This window comes from Paenibacillus sp. CECT 9249 (genome assembly GCF_918697855.1).
Classification (GTDB): domain Bacteria; phylum Bacillota; class Bacilli; order Paenibacillales; family Paenibacillaceae; genus MSJ-34.
Genome location: NZ_CAKKLI010000030.1, coordinates 19,202 through 40,138 on the forward strand (window position 1 = coordinate 19,202; position 20,937 = coordinate 40,138).

The following is a 20,937-nucleotide window of genomic DNA, read 5'->3' on the forward strand; positions in this document are numbered from 1 at the left end:
TTTCCATATATTGAATGAGATAGCGATGGATGCTTCCACGCTCCGGGAGGGATGAACGATGGCTATAAAACCGCCTATGCTGCGGCCGGGAGACACGATCGGAATCGTTACGCTGGGCAGTCCGCTCGATCCCGGCGTGATCGACGCCAGAATCGAAACGGTAAGACAAATGGGGTTCAAAGTCGTATTGGGCCGGTATGTTTACGCGCAGAACGGATTTTTGGCAGGGACGGACGAACAGCGGGCGGGGGACTTGATGGACATGTTCCGCAATCCGGAGGTGAAGCTGATCTTGCCGTCGCGGGGCGGGGTCGGAGTCGCCGGCATTCTGCCTTATCTCGATTTCCGGGTCATCCGCCGCAATCCGAAAATTGTGACGGGATACAGCGATATTACCGTTCTATTGAACGTGCTGCACCAGTACGCGGATCTTGTCACCTTTCAAAGCTTGCTGCTGATCGACTTTCGCTTCGGAACGCCGGCATACAATTTCGATCAGTTCTTCGCGGCGACATCCACTCTGGACGCCCCGCGAAGAATTGAGAATCCGCCCGGCATGCCGCTGATCGGCCGGGTTCCGGGCCATGCCGCGGGCCCGTTGGTCGGGGGAAATCTGACTTCCTTTGTCGATACGCTCGGCACTCCTTACGAAATCGACGTGAGGGGCAAAATATTGCTGCTCGAAGAGACGCATGAACCGGTCAACACCGTCTACCGTTATATGAATCATTTGAAATTGGCGGGGAAATTCGCCGATTGCATCGGCGTTATTATGGGAGAATGCACCGGCTGCCAAGACGCTTACGGCAAATCGTACGACGATTTGATCGACGATTTTCTGGTCCCTCTCGGGAAGCCGCTGCTGACGAATCTGGCGACGGCGCACGGCCTTTATAAAGCCGCGCTCCCGATCGGGGCGGTGGTGGACATGAATGCGGAATTCAATACATTGACCGTCATGGAACCGACCGTAAGCGCGCCCGTTCCGTAATATTTACGCTTCATTATTAAAAAAGACTTTATAATAGTACATGTTCCGCTCCTCGTCGTAGCCTCTTTCCAAATAATCGAAGCTTTCGCTCTTTAGTTTGATTTCAATATCCGTATCCAATTTTATATCGTTCTTGAACTCCCGTTTCACCCGTTTCAACGCCGTATGCGAGATAGGGAACTCCGTTACCGCGGGCAGTTCGTTCATTTCCTCGTACGATTCTTTATACGTTTTGAAAATGTTAATGTATTCAGGGTCCCGAATCACCTCCTCGGCGAACGATTCTTCCTCGAACTGCTCGTTTTGCGCAAAATATTGAACCGTTTGGTTTAGAAACATGAGTTTATCTTTCTTCTCGAATTGATCCGTCGCCGGGACGATGACGTCGTCGTAAAAATCGGCGCACATCCGAACGTAGGCGTCGGTCATGAAGCTTTCGTCTTTCAATATTTCAATTTTTAGAAAATCGTCCTTCCAATAGGCAGCCTCATTCCCTTTGTTTAACGGATCGACGATGCCGACGGCGAATCCGCCCGCCGCGTTATAGTTCAGGATCAGGCATCCTTTGTCCAATTTGCGGATGTTGATTCCTTCATCGCACCGGACATCCAAAGCCGAATCCGCCGTTTCTTCCACTTTGAGGTACATATCTTTATTTTCCGATTTAAACAGACCGATGGCGTCGACTTCAAAATTGTCGTATATCATATTGTTGAAATGGACGACGTAAAATTCGCCCGGCTTAATTTGCGGATGCGCCTGCTGTTCGTACAGATGTTTCAGCAAATGAACCGACTGCTCGTAAAACGCCGTATTGTCTTTAAAGATCGTATTGGCGTACGTATACACTTCGTTCAATTGAAGATCGGCCTCATGATGAAAGCGGTAGAACGTATCGAATTTAAACGCGGATAAAAAATATTTCAGCAGCGCCGCCTTCAAATCGTCGCCATCGATGTCGCAAACCTCGTTGGAAACGACCATGCCTTCGTCTTTCAGCTTGTTTCCTACTTTATGAATCACAATATTCTGAATCTCGATGTTGGATAAATCGATCACTTGATGTGCTCCTTCTCTCGCAAATATGATAGGTTTCTTACGTTGATCGGCAACTGCTCAAGACAATTGCCCCAACCGCTGGATGAACTCTTCCGCCGCGCTGTAGCCTTGCATTTGCAAATACCAGTTGTTGGCCGCCGCCTCTACCAATCCGGCCACGTCCCGGCCTGGCTGCAGCTGAATTTGAATATGCGGAATCCGGACATCCATATACGTCGAATATTTCGGCTCCTGCAAAATATCGTTGTTCAACTCGTTTTCCTTCCATTTCGTCAATTCAATGTCCAGCACGATGCGCGTTTCGTCTTGGAAGGAACTGCGGCCGTAAATGCGCGGCACGTTAATGAGGCCGATGCTGCGCAACGCGAGAAACTCCCGCGTGTTGCCGTCATGCGTGCCGACAATAACCTCCGGATTGATCTTCTTCAGGACGACAGCATCGTCGGCGACGAGCCGGTGTCCGCGCCGGATGAGCGTAAGCGCGGTCTCGCTCTTGCCGATCCCCGACTGCCCGCGCAGCAAAACGCCAATCCCGGCCACATTCACGCATACGCCATGCACCTGTATTTCCGGCGCCAGCATGCGGGTCAAATACATATCGATCAGCGTCATGAATTTGCTCGTATCGTCCGCAGAACGCAGCAAAGGAATGCCTTCCTTATTGCAGTGCTCCATCAAATATTGGAGTCCTTCCAATTTCCGGGTCACGACAAAGCAAGGAGGATGATATTTCACGACATTGCCGATGCGAATATCCCGCTCTTTCTCGGACAGCGTATGCAAGTAGGTAATCTCTTTCTTTCCTAAAATTTGCACTCGTTCTTGCGGAAAAAAATCGAAATAGCCTGAAAATTCAAGCCCAGGCCGATGGACGCGCGATTTCACGATCGTCCTTCCCAACTGCTCCGCTCCAGCCAGCACTTCCAGTTGAAACCGATCTACCAATTGTTTTATCGTAATGCTCTTCATTCGATCACCTCATCAGCATCTTCAGTCATAGCCATTAGATTCATATACTCCTATTCTATCAAAATAGTTTCGCTTTGATCCATTTCATCCCCTTCGCTTCGCATAATTCATAACCCGGCACCTCATAATAAGGAGCGGGTTACGAAGTCATTTGCCGTCCGCTTACTCGTTCTGCAATGCGGACAAGCCTTGTTTGAAACGGGTTCGAACCGTGTAGGTCGTGTCGACGGCCAAATATAGCAGAAACAACGGGCAGACGACCGACCAAATCGGCTTAGCCGCGGCGTAAAGGGCGGCGACCGACGGATGAAGCGATTCGATAACGGCGAACGAGAGCACAAGCCAGTAGACGGAAAACCGCAGACAGATATGGCCTTGCAGTTGAAACCGGTGTCCGCTGTAGTCCCACCATTGTTTATGGAACAACCGTTGAAGCAAATACCCGCTCGCGTATTCGACGGCGCTTGGAACGAGAAGGCACATCAGCATCAAGCCGCCCAGGCTCGGTTCGCTTGCGGCATAGAGCAGCAGAATGACCGGCGCGAAGCCGTACATCGGCTTGAGCGGACCTCTTAGGAATCCTTCCTTGAAAAACCGGCCGGTTGTCGCGAGACTATAGGTATTCTCCAGCAGCCAGCCTCCGAAAGAATAAACCATAAAATAAAACGCGATCGCCTGCCAATCGCTCGCGCTAACGGCGAAATCGCCCATGATATTCCCTCGCTTTCTCGATAATGAACAGTGACCCTATTTTTTCCGATCAAGACGATTTGCATTCACACTAAAAATTATGTACAATAAAAAAGTATGTTACTTTACTTAAGGAGGAAACAAACATAATGTCCAAAGATTTTTATGCTGCGTTAAAAAACAGACGTTCCATTTACGGCATTAGCAAAGAGCAAGTCGTATCGGACGACAAAATTCAAGAAGTGATCCGCGAAGCCGTCAAATATACGCCTTCCGCATTCAACTCGCAAAGCGCAAGAGTCGTATTGCTGTTAGATGAACATCACGATAAATTTTGGGATATCACGAAAGAAACGTTACGAAAAATTGTCGGCAACGACGAGCAATTTGCTTCGACCGCGGAGAAAATGGGGGCATTCCGCAGCGGTTACGGCACGGTCTTGTTCTTCGAAGACGATAGCGTAGTCGAAGGATTGCAATCGAATTTCCCGCTCTATAAGGACAACTTCCCAATTTGGTCCCATCATTCCTCCGGCATGCTGCAATTCGTCATTTGGACGGGACTGGAAGCCGAAGGTTACGGCGCTTCGCTCCAGCACTACAATCCGGTGATCGACGATCAAGTGAAAAAAGAATGGAATATTCCCGACAGTTGGAAACTGATCGCACAACTGCCGTTCGGCAAACCGACGGTTCAACCGGGCGAGAAGGAATTCCAACCGTTGGAGCAAAGAATTAAGGTGTTTAAATAATAACGGCATGAACGAAAAAAGGGTTACGGAAGTAGAATTCTACTAGCGTAACCTTTTTTTATTTGGCTATGAATCAGAACGGAAAAAACAGTGGAAGCACCGCCACCATGACGATCCCCATCAGAAGCTGGAGCGGAATCCCGACCTTCATATAATGGCTGAACGTATAGCGTCCCGCCGACATAACAAGCGCATTGGGCGGCGTGGAGAACGGCGATGCGAAGCACATGCTCGCGCCGATCGACACCGCGAACAGAAACGGATACGGACTTGCGCCGAGCTGAACGGCGGCCGTCAGCGCAATCGGCGCGAGCAGCACCGCACAAGCCGTATTGCTGATGAACATCGTCATGACGGATGTCGTAAAATATACGCCGGCCAATAACGCCATCGGCCCGTAGCTTCCGAGGGAACTGACCAGCCCCTGGGACAGCAGCGCCGCCAGCCCGGTCTTCTCGAGCGCAATCGACATCGGGATCATTCCGCCAATCAGCGCAATACTTTCCCAATTGACGGTCTTATACGCCTCCTCCATATTGCGGACGCAGCCGAATACGACCATCAATACGGCGGCGGCCATTACCGCGGCGACCGCCGGAATCCATTCGGTGACAAGCAGTACGACCATCAGCAGCATAATGCCGGCGGCAATCGGCGCTTTATTGTCCATCGTCACCTTGCGCGACTCTTCCATCGGCTGCCCGACGACGACGACATCGGGCTGTTCCTCGGCGAGCAGGGCAATATCCTTCCATGTTCCCTGGACGAGCAGCGCATCGCCGAAGCGCATTTTCTCTTCTTTCAGATTATGGAGCAAATATTGCTCTTTGCGATGAATGCCGAGAATGTTCACCCTGAATTTCTCGCGAAAGCCCGACCGTTTGACGAGCTGCCCGATCAGTCTCGAGTTGGGCGTCAGCATCACCTCCGCAATGCCGACATCGCTGGTCGCATAGTACTCTACGCCTGAAGTCCGCTCGCGCTCCGGAACGCGACGGTCGAGCAAGGCGAGGCCGTATGTTTCGGCGAACTTCTGCGCCTGCTCGAACGGGCCGTTAATATATAAAATGTCATTCTCCTGAATGACGGTTTCCGGCCCGGCAATCTCCTGATTGATCGTTTTGAAGAACTGGTTCTTCGCGGAAGTTTTGCGGCGGATCTCAATAATGTTCAATCCGAATTGGCCGGGAATGTCCAGTTCGCGAAGCGTCTTCGAGCGGATCGGGGCGTCGTCCCCCACCTGGGCGCGGTACAAGTTCTGCGACAGCTGATATTGCCGCGTCAGTTCCTTGAGCGAGCGCCCGTTGCGCCTTTGCCCTCCTTCCTCTTCATTGCGCGGCAGAAAGCGCCTGAGGAAGAGCATCGCAACGATGCCTACGGCAAGGCAGACAAGTCCGACAGGAGTAAAGGAGAAGAACGACAGCCTCTCGTATCCGCTATTAGCCAGCGCATCCGAAATGACCAGGTTGGGCGGCGTACCGATCAGCGTCAGCATCCCTCCCAGGCTGCTGGCAAACGCAAGCGGCATCAACAGCCTGCCCGGATTGGTCCGGGCGCTTAACGCCAGGCTGACGACGATCGGCATCATCACGGCCACCGTTCCCGTATTGCTGACGAACGTACCGATTGCCGCCGTAACGAGCATCACCATCAGCAGCAGCCGCGTCTCGTTCGCGCCCGCCAGCTGCAGCAGCTTCCTGCTTGCCATTTTCGCCAGGCCCGTCTGGAATATCCCGCCCCCTACGACGAACAGGCCGACCATCATAATGACAACCGAATTGGAGAAGCCCGACAACGCTTCGGCCGGCGTCAATATATCGAACAACATTAATAAAATTAGCGAACCGATCGCCACAAGATCCGACCTTACTTTGCCGGATATAAACAACGCCGACGCCAGTGCCAGCACCGCCAGCGTCATCACCATCTGTCCGTTCACACATCTTCCTCCCACATCTGCATCAATCCCTATTTGCCTTCGACATGGATATAGGGCATTCCTGTCGTTCGCGCAATAGATTCGCTGATCATTCGCCCCGCCGCCTCATAATGTTCAAAATTGAGAGCCGCCCGAACGCCCGGCTTTTCCCGGCCGGCTAAGGCAGCAGGCCGATCTGCCGCGCTTTCTCCACCGCTTCGATGCGGTTGGAAACCTGCAGCTTGGCGTATATATTGATCATATGCGTCTTGACCGTCGCGACGGAGATACACAACCGGCTCCCGATTTCTTTGTTCGATAATCCGGTCGCAAGCACACGCAGCACTTCCAGTTCGCGCGCGCTCAGCAATTCATCGGTTTTCTCCCGCTCCCACAACGACAAGAGACCATTCATAAATTTCTTCTCATTCTCGTTCAAATCGCTATCCTTCTCTTGTTTCAACCGCATAAGCGCTCTGCGTGCAACCTCGCCTTCCAATATATACGAATAGGCGATTTGATTTTCCCAGCTATAGTGCACGGCTTCCCGGATTAAATTTAATATTTCCCTTTGCCGATCGCCCTTGTCCTGATCCAATATGCGGATTTTCAACAAGATGGACTCGACGAGAATCGTTTTGACCTTATGCTTCCTTACGCGCTTCAAAATATCGTCCAGTTGCGCCAGCGCCAACGCCCGGTCCCCTTGCGACCACATGATACGCGCATGCACCAATCGATCTTCATAACGCAACGGCCTGGGATTCCCGCCTTTTTCGACCCAATGCAAAAACGAACGCAAGAGCTCCGGGTCCGCGTCATCGATCAACAGCTGATATTTCAACAAAGATGAATGGTATAACGGATGTTCATAAAAAACAGGGAACGAGGTTAATTGTTTCATTCTCCGGGCAGCTTCTTGTTTGTCGCCGCGCAATAAAAAGATTTCCATCCTATTATGAACATATCCTCTTTCCATTGAAACATTCTCTTTCTGCAGCTTCCGTTCCGCCTGCTCGAATATTGCTTCCGCCCGGTCGAGCTCCATCCTTTTCATATAAATGCCGCCCATCCCGATCAAACTGTTGGCCGCCAGCGGAGATAAATAGGAATGCTCTTCCACGAGCCGGGATAACGATTCGTATATGCGTTCGCACTCTTGCAGATCGCCCATCGCCTCGAGCAATTGGCTTTTGCAGGTCAAAGCGAAGTAGCGTATATACGGATTGAGGAAACCGCTCTCGAGCATAACCGCTTTATCGATGCATTCGACCGCTTCGGCGTATTGATCCATGAGACCCAGCAGCATCGAACTGGTTACGTAAATAATCGCTTTCGTCACATCGCTAAAACCCATATGCTCGATCTCGTCGATCAAGCCTGGATTCATCTCCAGACCGACAGCGGCGTCATCCATGAAAAAACGGGTGAATTGCAGCAACTTCCAGAAAACGTCTTCTTCGGACTTGCCGCTTAGATCGTCCAAAACGGCTCTGCATTGATCGAACTCCAAATTGCAAAAATGATAGAACAGCCGTTGAAACAGCAAATCCCGGTTATCGACGAGAAATTCCAGCGGAATTTGCCGCAAGTACGCCCATCCTTTGACCGTCTGCTGCAAGCGGCAAATCAATCGCAGCGCTTCGCGGTATTGTTCCGCCTGAATGTAATGCTTTACGCTCTCATCCGTGTCGCCGAACCGCTCGAAAATCGCCGCCGCCTTGCAATGCAGTTTCCGCTTGGCGCCTCCGTCGCGCTCCGCCAGCCTCTGCCGCAGAAATTCGCCGAATAAATGATGATAACGGTACAATCCGGCCTTTTCGTCAATCGTGACGAGAAACATATTTTTCTCGAGAAAACCGTGAATGAGCGTTCTTGCATCGTCGACGTCGAGCAGTTGATTGCACAGCGATTCGTTAAAGTAGGACAAGACCGACGTGCAAATCAAAAACCGCGTCTCCTCTTCGCTTAACGATCGGAGGATTTCATTGGATAAATAATTCGTCATATATTTGTTAAGGCCTTTGGCCGGGCCGAACGGCATATCCCTCTTATGAGAATGAGCCAGTGCCATCAACTGGAGTCCGCCGACCCAGCCTTCCGCCAGTTCGTTCAACTTGCCCGCCGTCGCATCGTCCATTCCCGTCCTCAAAGTGTCCTGAAGAAAACGAACCGCTTCATCGGCGGAAAATCTCAAATCGCTCTCGTCGATTTCCAGATACTTGCCGGATATCATCAAATCCCCCAAATACAGCTTCGGCGTCTCCCGGGTTAATATAACGAGCCGAATATGATCCGGGCTGTACTTCATAAAAAACTCGATCGTCTGCAGCAATTGCGGGTCTTCCACCGTATGGAAATCGTCCAAAACGATCGTTAGACCCCTAATATCATGCAATTGATTGACGATTAAGATCAGCATATTCTCCATATCCCGCTTCTGGGGGAGCGCTTCGAAAATGGACAGCAGATCGTCTACTTTGCGGCCCAAGTCGCCCTTTAGCGCCTCCAGAACATAGTACCAAAACGAAAAAACGTCATTATTGTCCTCATCCAACGCGACCCATCGAAAATCCGCGCACCCGAACTCATGCATAAAAGAAGCAAGCAACGTCGTCTTGCCGCTCCCGGCGGAGCCTTGCACGAGGATCACCTTGTATTCCTGCATATGTTCCAGTTTGCGAAACAGCTCTTCCCGGCGAATATAATTGTTGCGCGGAGCCGGCGCGATCAACTTGGTTGAAATCAGTTTCATGCCATCCTTCCTTCCAGCCCATTCGAATCGAAATGGAAGTGTGCGACCGTGTTGTTTAGCGAAATACCTCTGTTTGAACTGCCTCTATTACTATAACACGGGCGCCCCCGGCTCCGCACATTCAATATCGCCCTTCCTTGCTTCGTCTTCGGCAAATCGCCCAGCCCGCAACAAACAAGATCGCCGTAAAAACCAGCAAATAACCGATTTGCTGCGAGCCGGCCGCCGTCGCCGTGCGCTGTTCCAGGTCCTGAACAAGATTCAAAAACTGCTTTTGCGGCAGCAAAGACACGACGGCCTTCATAAGTCCGCCATGGGAGAACGTGTAGAAACTGCCGGACAATATCGAAGTCAGCACAATGATGCTGGCCGCAGCCATCATCGCGTTATCGAGGCTGTCGATCCATGCCGTCATGAACAACGCGAAGGCCGTGGCTAACGCCGCCAATAGGCCGAGCAGCCAGGCATATTGCAGAAGCGTAAACCCGAGATCGAGGCCGAGCAGCGTTTGCGCCGCAACGAGCAATACATAGGTCGGCGCATACAGGATTACAAAGCAGAACAAGCTCTGGGCCAGCATGTAGCTCGTCAAGCTTGCAGGCGAGACGATTACGCGGCGCAACGTGCCGTTCGCCTTATCCTCGGCAAACAAATTCATAAACAGCATCCCTTCCAACAGCACGAACATAATGAGGAACCCCAAAATATTCATGCCTACGCCGCGTTTCGCTTCCTCCGACAGCCGGCGTTCGGGACTCGCGAGCGCCTGTTGCAGTTTCTCCTTGAACGCATCGCCTTTCACCGTCTCGATCTTGTGGGTTCCGTTTCCTTGGTCGACAATGACCGCGTCGTATTTTCCCCGTACCAATTGAGACTTCGGCGGGACCTCCGCCAGCCGTTCAACGCGAAAGTCCTTCGTGCCGATCGGCATCTCGTCCGCTTCGGTTACGACGGCAATGCTGCCTTTCATATCAAACGCAGCCGTAAAATAAATCGCGAACGCCATCGCCGCGATCGTCATGGCAAGCGTTGAGAACAAGTAATTTTTGCGGCTTTTCATACGGTTCATATTGTTGCGAAATACAGATCCGACACCCTTCATACATAATCCTCCGCTCGAAAAGTAAGCTTGCAGCCCCACAGTAACAGGAGCGTTCCCAGAATGCAAAATCCGACGGACGGCAAAAACAATCCGAAATCATGATCGTAGATGATGCGGAAGACCGCCTCAGCCACCCACTTTACCGGCGACAGATACGATATGGTCTCGATCGCGGACCCCAATCCGTCCAACTGAAAAAACAAACCTCCAACCAGGGCCAACGCGTTGTTGATCATACTGAGAATTTTGTTGCTCAATTCTTCGCTTTTCAGCAAGCAGCACAACAGGACGCCCAGGGCCGAAGAGAAAAGATTGAACCCTGTCAGAATCAGCGCTACGCAAATCCAATTCCCGCCGCCGAAGTTAATGCCGAACAAAAGACGGGTCAACCCGATCAACAGGAAGGAGCTCGCGCTCGCAAAGAGAAAGGTCGCCGCCATTTTGGAGACATAAATATAAAACGTAGGTATAGGCGAGTACAGAATCCGCAAATTGCTCGTCTTCAAGCTCTTCTCCATAAAACTGTTCGCGGCGATCATCGATACGTTCAAAGCTGTAAAAATCAATATTGTGACCCCGTAATAATCGTAAGAAGTTACTTCTCCGCCTCCGTACACCGTGCCGGTCATGTAACCCAGAACCGCGATCAGCAGCAGCGGGAATACCGAGTTGGACATGATCATGACGGGATTTAAGATCAGATTTCTAAGATCCCGCGTCAGAATGGCGTTGAAACTGCGCAAATAGATCCGCATGGCGGTCCCTCCTCAATCCCGCAACGTCCTGCCGGTCAGCTTCAGGAATACGGTTTCCAAGCTAGCGACGGAGCTGGTCATGTTCTGAATTTTCAAACCTTTGCCTACAAGGAAAGAGATGATGGCGTCCAAATTTTCGATTCCTTTCAAGGTCGCGATACGAATGCGATTTTCATGAATATATACCTTCTTTACCCCGTCGATGCGGTATAGCTCGTCTTCCTGCAGAAGTCCGGCATCCTCCACATCCACCTCGTACAACTTTTCTTCCCCTAGCCGCTCCTTCAACTGCTCCTTCGTCCCGCAGGCGATGATCTTGCCGTGATCGATAATGACGATTCGGGTCGAAATTTCTTCGACCTCCTCCATGTAATGAGTCGTATAAATGATGCTGGCGCCCCGCTCCCTCAACGTTCGGATCGATTGCAATATATGATTGCGCGACTGCGGATCGATGCCGACCGTCGGCTCGTCCATAATGATGACTTTCGGCTCGTGCGCAATAGCGCAAGCGATGTTCAGCCTTCTTTTCATTCCGCCGGAAAAGGTTTTCGGCTTCTCCTTCTTCCGTTCGGACAGACCGACGAAGGCAAGCGCCCCGTCCGTTCGCCGCTGTAATTCCCGGCCGGCAAGGCCGTATAACGAGGCAAAAAACTTCACATTCGCTTCGGCCGATATTTCCTCGTATATGGCGATATCCTGCGGAACAATGCCCAAATTTCGTTTCAACCGGTTCGGATTGCGGTCGATTCGCTCCCCTTCGAAACGTATTTCCCCTTGATCGTAACGCAGCGCGGTGGACAAAATGTTGATCGTCGTGCTTTTCCCCGCTCCGTTCGGCCCGAGAAAGCATAAAATCTCTCCCGGATATACGTCGAATGTAATGCCTTGCAGCGCTTGATGCTGTTTAAAGCGCTTCTCCAACTGCTTCACCTCAATGATCGGCGTTTCCGTTGCCATATCAATCACTCCTTTTGCAACAATCGTACCGTGCGGGCAAAAGAAAAGAATCAACCAATCGGTTGATTCCGAAGGTTGATTCTTGCGGTTTAAAGACTTCGAATTGGTTGGAATTCCCACCTCTCCATAGTATAATAGAAAGAATTGATTCAAGACACTGGAGGGTATATTGACATGAAGACATCTTCCCCGTTTCAAGTAAGGTTGACGATCCGCACCAAGCTGATCGCCTCCTGCTTCATTTTGCTTGTGATCCCGATCCTCATCGTTGGCGCTGTAAGCTATCGGACCTCAGCCAATGAAACGAACGCTCTGATCGAAAAAAATATTCAAAACAATGTTGAGATGGCCAAAACGCTGATCGCCTCTTTTGACGAATCCGCCAAAAAAGGATTAATCTCCAAAGAGGAGGCCCAGGAACGGGTCAAAACCGCGCTGCTCGGGCCGAAAAACGGGGACAAAAGGCAAGGAAACAAAGAAATCGATCTGGGAGAGAACGGATATTTTTATGTACTGGACGAAAAAGGAACGCTCCTCGCCCATCCGTCCATGGAGGGGCAAAATATTTGGGATAAAAAGACGAGCGGAGGCTTTTATTACATACAAGACGTGATTCAAAACGCAAAGAACGGCGGAGGCTTTACGACCTACTCCTGGCCCCTGCCGAATTCGCAGAAGGAAGCGCCAAAAATCGTATATGCCAACCTTTATCCGGATTGGGGCTGGATCGTTTCCGCCGGCTCCTATATACAAGACTATAACCAAGGGCTTCGAAATATTCAAAATATCATACTGATGACGCTCATTTCCTGTTTTGTCGCCGGACTCGCGTTTGCATTGCTGTTTGCCCGGCATATTTCCAAACCGCTCGCCGCGGTTGCGAAACAGACGGCGCGAATCGCGGAAGGCGATTTAACCGATCATCATGCGAGGATTACGAATAAAGACGAAATCGGCGCATTGGGAAACCGATTCTCTCAAATGGGAGAGAGCTTGCGGCAACTGGTTCGCCACATTCGGAACAATTCCGATCTCGTCTCGCACAATATGAGCCAGCTCACGGCTTCCGTCCATGAAGTCGCACAGGCGAGCAATCAAATCGCCGCTTCGGTGCAAGAAATTTCACAGCTTACGCATACGCAAGCGCATCATGTGGAGGAAAGCGCCAATGCCATGGAAGAAATGGCGGCGGGCATTCAGCGGATCGCCGCAACGTCGTCCGATACATTGGCCGTATCCGAGCATATGGCGCGCGAGGCGCAGCAAGGAAATCTGTCCGCCATGGAATCGACGGCCAGAATGACGGCGCTTCGTACGACGGTTCAAGACTTGGCGGCCGTTATCGAACAGTTAACCGACCGCTCGCAGGAAATCGGATCGATCGTGGAAGTCATTACGGAAATTTCCGACCAAACGAATCTATTATCGCTGAACGCGGCGATCGAGGCCGCCCGTGCGGGAGAATCCGGCCAAGGCTTTGCCGTCGTCGCCGCGGAGATCCGCAAGCTGGCGGAACGTTCCGCACAATCGGCGGGGCAAGTGTCGGGACTGATCGAAACGATTCAGCAGCATATCGCCTATACCGTTGCCGAGATGAAGCGCAGCGAACAAGAAGTAGAAAGCGGCGCGGAGATCGTCGCGAAAACCGGCGACGCCTTTCAACGGATTATGGAAGCGACGAAGCAAACGGCCGAACAAATCGAAGAGGCTTCGGCGGCGTCGGAAGAATTATCCGCCAGCTCGCAGCAAATTGCAGCCTCGTTACAGGATATGAAACGGGCGTCCAAAGCAACGGCGGATACCGCCCAGTCCATCTCCAGCTTTACCGAGGAGCAATTGGCCGCGATGGAGGCCATCTCTTCGACATCCGCCAAGATCGGCGCCATGGCGGAGGAACTGCAATCGGCAACACATCGATTTAAATTGTAGCCAATAGGAGGAATGAAATTCATGAGACCGTCCCCCATCATGATCAATAGACGGCCGGCCAAACCCGGCATTCTTGCATCCTTGCTATTATGGATCGTTATTCTATGCGCGGCGGCGATCGGCCTTGCGCAAATCCGCGCGCCGCAGCCGGTCGCATCGGATGCCGCACCCCATCGCTTCTCGGCCGAACGCGCGCTGGCGGATTTGGAAGCGATCAGCCGCGAAGCGCATCCGGTCGGTTCCGCGGCGCATGACGAGGTGCGCGATTACTTATTGCAGCGGTTGCGCGAACTAGGGCTGACGCCTGAAGTGCAGCGAACGACATCTGTTTCCGTTTCCGGCCATACGACCGCGGATGTGGAGAATATTGTCGCACGAATCGAAGGGAAGGCCGGCGGCGGCGCGATCATGCTGGCCGCGCATTACGATTCCACGCCCGGCGGACCGGGGGCGGCGGACGACGGCGCGGCCGTTGCCGCCATCCTGGAAACGGTTCGCGCTTTGCAAACGGGGGAACCGCTCGGCAACGACTTGATCGTCCTGCTGTCCGATGCCGAGGAAAACGGCTTATTGGGGGCGCGCTCGTTCGTGAAGGAGCATCCGTGGGCGAAAGAGGTTCGCCTTGTCTTGAATTTCGAAGCGCGCGGCAATCAAGGACCTTCGTTCATGTTCGAGACGAGCGAACGAAACGGATGGCTGATTGAACAATTCAGCAAACAAGCATCCTCCCCGGTTGCATATTCGCTCATTTACAATCTGTATAAGCTGCTGCCGAACGATACCGATTTCTCGGCGTTTAAAGAAGCGGGCATGCAAGGCTTGAATTTCGCGTTCGGCAATGGCATGAACGCCTATCATACGACGCTGGACACCGTCGATCGGCTCGACAAAAGCAGCCTGCAGCATCACGGCGAATATATGCTCAGCCTGACACGGCATTTCGGAAACAGCGATCTGGCGCAGCCGCAACAAACGAACGACCGCGTTTATTTCAATGTATTCGGTTCGGCGATGGCGACATATCCTCAATCTTGGGCCGTGCCGCTCGCCGCCATCGCCGCCGTCTTCTATATCGCGACCTTGATCCACGGCTTCCGCAGCAGAAGTCTGACGTTGGCAGGATACATCGGCGGCTTTGCCGCCGCATTGGCAAGCCTCGCTCTCGCATTCGGCATCGCCGCGGCCGCATGGTCTGGGTTAAGCCGGTTCTTTGCCGAATATCGGTGGATGTTGGAAAGCGACCCAACGGTCAGCAATCCGTTTTTCTGGTCCTTCCTCTGCTTGACGGTTGCGGCGACGCTGCTTGTGTTCGGCTTCCTTGCCGCGAAAATGCGGACGGAAAACGGTTGGGCCGGTTCGCTGCTGTTATGGCTTATTTTAACGGTTGCGACAAGCTACCTCCTTCCGGGAGGCAGTTATCTATTCGTATGGCCGTTATTGTTCAGCTTGATCGGACTCAATATCGCCTTTCGTACCGGCACAACGGAGTGGCCTGCCGTTCTCGGCGCCATTCCGGGCATCCTGTTCATGGCGCCGATCATTCATATCGTTTATATGTTGATGGGATTGCCTTTAGCCGGCGCACTATGCTTGTTGACGGCGCTGGCGATGACGTTGGTCATCCCGGCCGTTCGCTCCTTTCCTTTGGCGAAAGGATGGGTCGCGCCGCTCGTCATGCTAGCGGTATCCGTTGCCATCGCGGCGGCCGCTTCCTGGAACGTCATGCCGTCGTCTTCGCATCCGAACCTTAGTCAAATCGTCTATTTCAAAGATGCGGACCGGGGCCGGGCGATATGGGCGAGCGGCCAAACGCCGGACAACTACACTTCCGCATTGCTGGCGGAAGGAACGAGCCGCGGCGATATTAGCGGGGAGCTTCCTTTCCTGACCGGAGGGCTGCAGTCGTTTGTCAGCCAAGTCTATTTCAACGACGCGCCCGTTTACGATGAACCGGCGCCGGAAGTGGAGAAAATGGACGACGCCGTAAACGGCGATAGACGTACGTTAACGCTCCGGATTCGTTCCCTCCGCCAGGCGGAAGAGTTGACGTTCACAACGAACGCGAAAATGACCGTTTACGGGGCAAGTGTGAACGGACAACCGCTTATTGCCGAGACGAGACAGGTGGAAGCCGATGATCCCTTCAGCTTCAAGCATATCGGTTCCGGCAAGAACGGCATCGAGTTGCGAATCACGGTCGGCCGGAATGACGACGTCCGCTTTTATGCAGCCGATTGCAAATACATGCTGCCGAATGAAGTTCCGCAGCGGCCGGAAGAGCTGATCTCCTACCGGGATATGACGTTTGTTTTCAAGCATTATCAAATGTAGCCGTTTCATCCGCCTCTCTTCCCGTTTTCGAAGAGAGGCTGTTTTTTTCGAAATAGAAAACCGCAAATGCTTATTGTTATAAATTTTTTTATGTGTTATAATGAGTTATTCGTATATATGAAGTGATAAATTCACATATTATAAAGAGTAATCACACATATTATGGTGCTCTTTACAATGTGTGAATTTTTTTCTTCGTACCATATACGGGTACAACAATTTTGGAGGTTATGTAGGATGGAAACAGGAACAGTGAAATGGTTTAATGCGGAAAAAGGCTTCGGATTTATCGAAATCGAGGGCGGGAATGATGTATTCGTACACTTCAGCGCGATTGCGGGCGAAGGCTTCAAATCTTTGGACGAAGGACAACGCGTGCAATTCAATGTTGTTCAAGGAAACCGCGGACCGCAAGCCGATAATGTTGTGAAATTGTAGAAAAACTTACAGGAGGGATTCTTTTGTATTTTTCCAAAAAAACCATGGAGCCTCTTCAAGAGGAACCGACTCTAGTCTGGATGTGCAGCGATGAAGGATGCTTATGCTGGATGAGGAACAATTTCTCTTTCGAGGAAACTCCGACTTGTCCCATATGCCATTCGGCCATGGTGAAAAACACGAGAATGCTCCCCGTTCTTTCCAACAATACAAGCATGTAGGCTTCACAAACGAAGCCCGATCCGGAAGTCGTCCGGATCGGGCTTTTTTTGTGTACGTTATTGCCGCTACAACGCATGCAGTACGAAATTGGCCAGAAACAAGGCGGCGATCACATACGCGGCCATACCGACTTCCCGCCATTTGCCCGCGGCGATTTTCAGCAGCGGATATGCGAGAAAGCCGAACGCCATCCCGTCAACGATACTCGAGGTCAGCGGAATAAACGCGATGATCAAATATGCGGGAAACCATTCGGTCATATCGTCGAACGGAATATTGCGCACATTTTGAATCATCAATCCGCCGATCAGAATCAGCACCGGCGCAATCGCCGAGTCGGGTATCAGTTTGATGACCGGGAGGAATAGCAAGGAAGCGGCAAACAATACGCCCGTCGTTACGGCCGTCAACCCCGTTCTGCCGCCCGACGCAATGCCCGCTGCGCTCTCCACCGCGGAAACGGTCGGGCTAGAGCCGAATAGCCCCGACGCGATGACGGACATCGCGCTCGCTTGCAAACTGCGCTTGAATTTCTCCGGCCGATTCGCCATCTGCAATTGGCCGTGGATCAGGCCGACGCTTTCGAACAAAATGACCAGCACCAATGAGAATACGGCGATCCAGAATACCGCCGTCGTCGCCTTGGCGAACGACATCGCGCCGAATACGGAAGCGTAGTCCGCCGCGGAAAAACCGAAGCCGCCTGTTTCACCGAGCTTCGTCCCGCCGAACAGCGCGGCCAATAACGTACCGGCCGCAATGCCGATCAGCAAGTTGCCGCGCACGTTTCGCACGAACAGTACGAGCGTTACCGCGAACGTCGCCATGGTAAGCAGCGGTTTGGCATGCGCCAAGTTGCCGAATGCCACGAGCGTGCTTTCGCTGGGAACGACGATGCCGCCTTTTTGCAAGCCGATGAACGTGAGAAACAGGCCGATCCCTGCCGTGATCGCATGCTTCAGCGATTCGGGAATCGAGGCTGCGATCAGTCGCGAAAGCGGCGTGAACGATACGACGGTCACCATAATGCCGGAGATCAGCACCGCGGCAAGCGCTTCTTGCCATGTAAGGCCCATGCCGTGCACAAGCGTATACGAGAAGAGCGCGTTAATCCCCATGCCCGGAACGAGCACGATCGGGCTGTTCGCCCAAAAGCCGACCAGCAAACAACCTGTGACAGCGGTCAGCACCGTAGCGATGACCCCTGCTTCGAAAGGGACGCCCGCGTCAGCCAATATCGCGGCATTTACGGCAACAATGTATACGACGGTGAAGAACGAGACCGCTCCCGCCATCGCTTCTTGGCGGAAGCTCGTTCCATGTTCCTGCAAACGAAACCTTCTGTCGATCATGTTGTCATTGCACCTTTTGTAAACCCCTCGCCCACCCTGGCCATTCGCCAAAGCGAAGATGGCCCGTTACCATCTTACCAGAGAAAGCTTACTCCCGCTATCTTTTTTCGATACCTGCTATGCAATTATTTTTTCTCCGCGATCCGTTTTTCAACCGTTTCCCTCATCGAATCTTTGAACGATTTCATTTCCGGAGCGTCCGTCTGCTGCCCGTCTTTTTTCACATAGACTTGCCCGTTCGATTGCTTCACGATATCCAGAAACTCCTGCACAAAGCCGCTTGTCACCGTATCGGGATGCTCCGCGACGATCTTCTCCAAATTCGCCTTTGCCTCGCCGGTCAGGCGGTAATCGTTATAATCGAACGTCGGCGTATTGTTCAAACCGAATAGCACCATGGTCAACTTGTGCAAATAATCGATTTTCACGGTATCGAATCGAACCGAATCCGGATATTTCGCCAAATAGTTTTCGGCCGCCAGCGCTCGAGCCGCCAATTCGTCCGCCGTAATGGCCAGAGCGGCATCGCGCGCTACAGGCTGTTCGGAATCGGCCGCTTTGAGCGCAATGTAATCTTTGATCGCATCGGTGAAGTACGATTGATAAGCCTCCGCCAACGCTTTATAATCGACAACCGGAAATACGGAGCCTTCCGCCGTCTCTAATTTATATTTGCCTGCCAGCAAGCCTTGCACCGCGGTCCGCAGCTTCTCGTCTTTCAGTTCCGCCGCTTTTTGCCCGGTCATCGGAAGCTCTATTTCCAGCAACGCTTGCTGCGCTGCCGGGTCCATCAACAGCTGCTCGGCGGAGGACAAATCGGTTTCATAGAACTTTTCGAGCAGTACGAACATTTCGTCTGCTTGCTCCGGCGTCGCTCCTTTCATATGTTGATCCATCGCGCCGATCGCGCCGGCCGCGTCTTTCGCGTTATTCAATTCTTGTTCGAACTTAGGGACGGCGTCCGGATCGGCATCCGGCGTTTCAGGCGTATTGTTGTCGGGCTGCTCTTCGCCTGAGTTGTCGCCTATGCCCGGCGGTTCGGCCGGCGGCTGTTCCGCACCCGTGCCGCATGCCGACAATAAGGCGCCGAACAGCAATGTGCACGCGATGAGCATACTTGCCTTTTGCTTGATTTTGTTCATTCTAGTTCCCCTCATTTCCGAAGCGTTATATGTAATAAACGAGGAAAGGGCTTGATTTGTTGCGAACGTTCGCAGGAGGCGCTCCTTCCTTTTGGCATCGGGACCGAACTTCTCTATAATGTGAAATAGACAGAACCGAAATCGAAGGAGTGTGATGGATATGGCAAACTTACCGCTGCATCGGCGGAATATTCCCGTCAGCCGTCTTGCGCTCGGGTGCATGGGATTCGGCGGAGAATGGAATCAAAATCCGGTAACGAGCGAACATATCAGACAAGGGCATGAGGCCGTCGAAGCGTCCTTGTCGATCGGGATCAACCTGTTCGATCATGCCGATATTTATACGCAGGGAAAGGCGGAGCGGGTATTCGGGCAAATATTGGCCGAACGGCCGGAGTTGCGGGAGGGCATTTTCATTCAATCGAAATGCGGCATTCGCTTTGCGGAAAACGGCGTGCCGGGCAGATACGACTTCTCGAAAGAACATCTATTGGGGAGCGTTGACGGAATATTGGGCAGATTGGGGATCGAATATTTGGACTTCCTCCTCCTGCATCGGCCCGATCCGCTCATGGATCCGGAGGAAGTCGCGGAAGCGGTGCAACGGTTGAAATCGTCCGGCAAAGTCCGGCGGTTCGGCGTATCGAATATGAGCGCAGGCCAAATCCAACTGCTGCAATCGTATTGCGGCGAGCCGTTTCTCATTAATCAACTGGAAATGAGCCTGGCGAAAATCGGCTGGCTCGAAACGGGCGTGCATGTCAACCAGGACGCGGCCCGCAACGACGTCTTCCCTGAAGGCACGTTGGAATATTGCCGCTTGAACGATATTCAAATTCAGGCATGGGGTCCGCTGGCGCAAGGGCTCTTCTCCGGACGCGCCTTGGACGGGCAAAGCGCGGCTGTCCAAGAAACCGCCGGGCTCGTAGAGCGGATGGCCGTAGAGAAAGAAACGACCCGCGAGGCGATCGTGCTCGCCTGGCTCATGACCCATCCTGCAGGCGTGCAGCCTGTAATCGGGACGGCCAATCCGGAGCGGATTCGCGCATGCCAAGATGCCGAGCGCATCGTCTTGACGCGCGAAGAGTGGTACACGCTCTACGTCGCCTCCAGAGGCAAAGCTTTGCCGTAACATGGAGAGTGCGGGATTGTGAGGATGAGCGTGGATATCCGTTCCTTATTCCCCTTCTGCGCTTCAATTTCATTTGTAACTTGACTCCAACAGGGCGGTAGCAAGGTACTTTCGCTCCCTAATTCATAACGTTACGCTGTTGCACCGGGAAATTGCTATACATTTCAAAAGACCGCCGGCGGCAGACGGCCCTCGAACGCGCTAACGAAACTCTAACACGCTAATGGCCTGTTAATCGCCTTGTTGCTCGTGTAATGAAACTGTAACACGCTAATGACGGGAGAAAAGCGATAAAACCACCGATTTCCAATGAATAACGATTTGTACATTCGTTAGAATGACGACGTCTCCATTTTGAGCCCAATAAGGATTATGAGTTTCGTTAGCGCTAAACAAAGGAGTGTAGGCCCGCGCGGCGCGGATCGCCTTCGAAACGAAAT

17 protein-coding genes are annotated in these 20,937 nt (G+C 52.4%); 7 read left to right on the forward strand and 10 right to left on the reverse strand.

Translation table 11 applies throughout. The features are described 5' to 3' along the window. The first annotated feature begins 58 nt into the window (after positions 1–58). Positions 59–991 (forward strand): LD-carboxypeptidase, encoded by a 933-nt coding sequence (locus LQ229_RS18650; protein WP_230192531.1) that lies wholly within the window; start codon positions 59–61, stop codon positions 989–991. Between the two features lie 3 nt (positions 992–994). On the opposite strand, the gene LQ229_RS18655 is transcribed toward LQ229_RS18650, so the two are convergent. The 3 genes from LQ229_RS18655 to LQ229_RS18665 all read right to left on the reverse strand — a co-directional run bounded on the left by LQ229_RS18655 (position 995) and on the right by LQ229_RS18665 (position 3,730). Further along, a complete protein-coding gene (locus LQ229_RS18655; RefSeq protein ID WP_216538042.1) occupies positions 995–2,050 on the reverse strand; it encodes a nucleoid-associated protein in 1,056 nt (351 codons plus the stop codon). Between the two features lie 57 nt (positions 2,051–2,107). Beyond that, entirely contained in the window at positions 2,108–3,019 is a 912-nt protein-coding gene (gene hprK / locus LQ229_RS18660; protein ID WP_216538043.1) for an HPr(Ser) kinase/phosphatase, read from the reverse strand. A gap of 162 nt (positions 3,020–3,181) precedes the next feature. Further along, entirely contained in the window at positions 3,182–3,730 is a 549-nt protein-coding gene (locus LQ229_RS18665; protein WP_216538044.1) for a putative ABC transporter permease, read from the reverse strand. A 128-nt stretch (positions 3,731–3,858) separates the two neighbouring features. Here LQ229_RS18665 and LQ229_RS18670 point away from each other — a divergent pair, with 128 nt between their 5' ends. Continuing rightward, positions 3,859–4,461, forward strand: a complete 603-nt coding sequence (locus LQ229_RS18670) for a nitroreductase family protein (protein ID WP_216538045.1) — start codon at positions 3,859–3,861, stop codon at positions 4,459–4,461. Positions 4,462–4,534: 73 nt separating this feature from the next. On the opposite strand, the gene LQ229_RS18675 is transcribed toward LQ229_RS18670, so the two are convergent. From LQ229_RS18675 to LQ229_RS18695, 5 genes are all read right to left on the reverse strand, one after another. Then, positions 4,535–6,400, reverse strand: a complete 1,866-nt coding sequence (locus LQ229_RS18675) for an SLC13 family permease (RefSeq protein ID WP_216538046.1) — start codon at positions 6,398–6,400, stop codon at positions 4,535–4,537. Positions 6,401–6,557: 157 nt separating this feature from the next. Beyond that, on the reverse strand, positions 6,558–9,134 hold the full coding sequence (locus tag LQ229_RS18680; protein ID WP_230192532.1) for a LuxR C-terminal-related transcriptional regulator: 2,577 nt from the start codon (positions 9,132–9,134) through the stop codon (positions 6,558–6,560). 121 nt (positions 9,135–9,255) lie between these two features. After that, positions 9,256–10,236, reverse strand: a complete 981-nt coding sequence (locus LQ229_RS18685) for an ABC transporter permease (RefSeq protein WP_230192533.1) — start codon at positions 10,234–10,236, stop codon at positions 9,256–9,258. Further along, on the reverse strand, positions 10,233–10,991 hold the full coding sequence (locus LQ229_RS18690) for an ABC transporter permease (protein WP_216538049.1): 759 nt from the start codon (positions 10,989–10,991) through the stop codon (positions 10,233–10,235). The genes LQ229_RS18685 and LQ229_RS18690 overlap by 4 nt, the downstream gene beginning before the upstream one ends. Before the next feature lie 12 nt (positions 10,992–11,003). Next, complete coding sequence (locus LQ229_RS18695; protein ID WP_216538050.1) at positions 11,004–11,951, reverse strand: ABC transporter ATP-binding protein; 948 nt, start codon at positions 11,949–11,951, stop codon at positions 11,004–11,006. 174 nt (positions 11,952–12,125) lie between these two features. Here LQ229_RS18695 and LQ229_RS18700 point away from each other — a divergent pair, with 174 nt between their 5' ends. The 4 genes from LQ229_RS18700 (at position 12,126) to LQ229_RS18715 (ending at position 16,870) form a co-directional block, all read left to right on the forward strand. Then, positions 12,126–13,880 (forward strand): methyl-accepting chemotaxis protein, encoded by a 1,755-nt coding sequence (locus tag LQ229_RS18700; protein ID WP_230192534.1) that lies wholly within the window; start codon positions 12,126–12,128, stop codon positions 13,878–13,880. A gap of 21 nt (positions 13,881–13,901) precedes the next feature. Then, positions 13,902–16,211 (forward strand): M28 family peptidase, encoded by a 2,310-nt coding sequence (locus LQ229_RS18705; protein ID WP_230192535.1) that lies wholly within the window; start codon positions 13,902–13,904, stop codon positions 16,209–16,211. A 237-nt stretch (positions 16,212–16,448) separates the two neighbouring features. Continuing rightward, positions 16,449–16,649, forward strand: coding sequence for a cold-shock protein (locus LQ229_RS18710; RefSeq protein WP_216538053.1), 201 nt, complete (start codon positions 16,449–16,451; stop codon positions 16,647–16,649). Positions 16,650–16,672: 23 nt separating this feature from the next. After that, positions 16,673–16,870, forward strand: a complete 198-nt coding sequence (locus LQ229_RS18715) for a cold-shock protein (RefSeq protein ID WP_216538054.1) — start codon at positions 16,673–16,675, stop codon at positions 16,868–16,870. A gap of 66 nt (positions 16,871–16,936) precedes the next feature. Here the strand turns inward: LQ229_RS18715 and LQ229_RS18720 are convergent, their stop codons facing one another. Next, complete coding sequence (locus LQ229_RS18720; RefSeq protein WP_230192536.1) at positions 16,937–18,223, reverse strand: NCS2 family permease; 1,287 nt, start codon at positions 18,221–18,223, stop codon at positions 16,937–16,939. Positions 18,224–18,348: 125 nt separating this feature from the next. Beyond that, entirely contained in the window at positions 18,349–19,365 is a 1,017-nt protein-coding gene (locus LQ229_RS18725; protein WP_230192537.1) for a hypothetical protein, read from the reverse strand. 160 nt (positions 19,366–19,525) lie between these two features. Here LQ229_RS18725 and LQ229_RS18730 point away from each other — a divergent pair, with 160 nt between their 5' ends. Then, the gene (locus LQ229_RS18730; protein ID WP_216538057.1) at positions 19,526–20,497 is read left to right on the forward strand and encodes an aldo/keto reductase; all 972 of its coding nucleotides are present in this window, start codon (positions 19,526–19,528) and stop codon (positions 20,495–20,497) included. Positions 20,498–20,937 lie beyond the last annotated feature (440 nt).

Excerpts from the sequence above, each read along its gene's own strand:
- LQ229_RS18725 (WP_230192537.1), bottom strand. The coding sequence starts at position 19,365 with ATGAACAAAATCAAGCAAAAGGCAAGTATGCTCATCGCGTGCACATTG.
- LQ229_RS18685 (WP_230192533.1), bottom strand. The coding sequence starts at position 10,236 with ATGAAGGGTGTCGGATCTGTATTTCGCAACAATATGAACCGTATGAAA.
- LQ229_RS18650 (WP_230192531.1), top strand. The coding sequence starts at position 59 with ATGGCTATAAAACCGCCTATGCTGCGGCCGGGAGACACGATCGGAATC.
- LQ229_RS18720 (WP_230192536.1), bottom strand. The coding sequence starts at position 18,223 with ATGATCGACAGAAGGTTTCGTTTGCAGGAACATGGAACGAGCTTCCGC.
- hprK (WP_216538043.1), bottom strand. The coding sequence starts at position 3,019 with ATGAAGAGCATTACGATAAAACAATTGGTAGATCGGTTTCAACTGGAA.
- LQ229_RS18710 (WP_216538053.1), top strand. The coding sequence starts at position 16,449 with ATGGAAACAGGAACAGTGAAATGGTTTAATGCGGAAAAAGGCTTCGGA.
- LQ229_RS18700 (WP_230192534.1), top strand. The coding sequence starts at position 12,126 with ATGAAGACATCTTCCCCGTTTCAAGTAAGGTTGACGATCCGCACCAAG.
- LQ229_RS18730 (WP_216538057.1), top strand. The coding sequence starts at position 19,526 with ATGGCAAACTTACCGCTGCATCGGCGGAATATTCCCGTCAGCCGTCTT.
- LQ229_RS18705 (WP_230192535.1), top strand. The coding sequence starts at position 13,902 with ATGAGACCGTCCCCCATCATGATCAATAGACGGCCGGCCAAACCCGGC.
- LQ229_RS18670 (WP_216538045.1), top strand. The coding sequence starts at position 3,859 with ATGTCCAAAGATTTTTATGCTGCGTTAAAAAACAGACGTTCCATTTAC.
- LQ229_RS18680 (WP_230192532.1), bottom strand. The coding sequence starts at position 9,134 with ATGAAACTGATTTCAACCAAGTTGATCGCGCCGGCTCCGCGCAACAAT.
- LQ229_RS18665 (WP_216538044.1), bottom strand. The coding sequence starts at position 3,730 with ATGGGCGATTTCGCCGTTAGCGCGAGCGATTGGCAGGCGATCGCGTTT.
- LQ229_RS18695 (WP_216538050.1), bottom strand. The coding sequence starts at position 11,951 with ATGGCAACGGAAACGCCGATCATTGAGGTGAAGCAGTTGGAGAAGCGC.
- LQ229_RS18690 (WP_216538049.1), bottom strand. The coding sequence starts at position 10,991 with ATGCGGATCTATTTGCGCAGTTTCAACGCCATTCTGACGCGGGATCTT.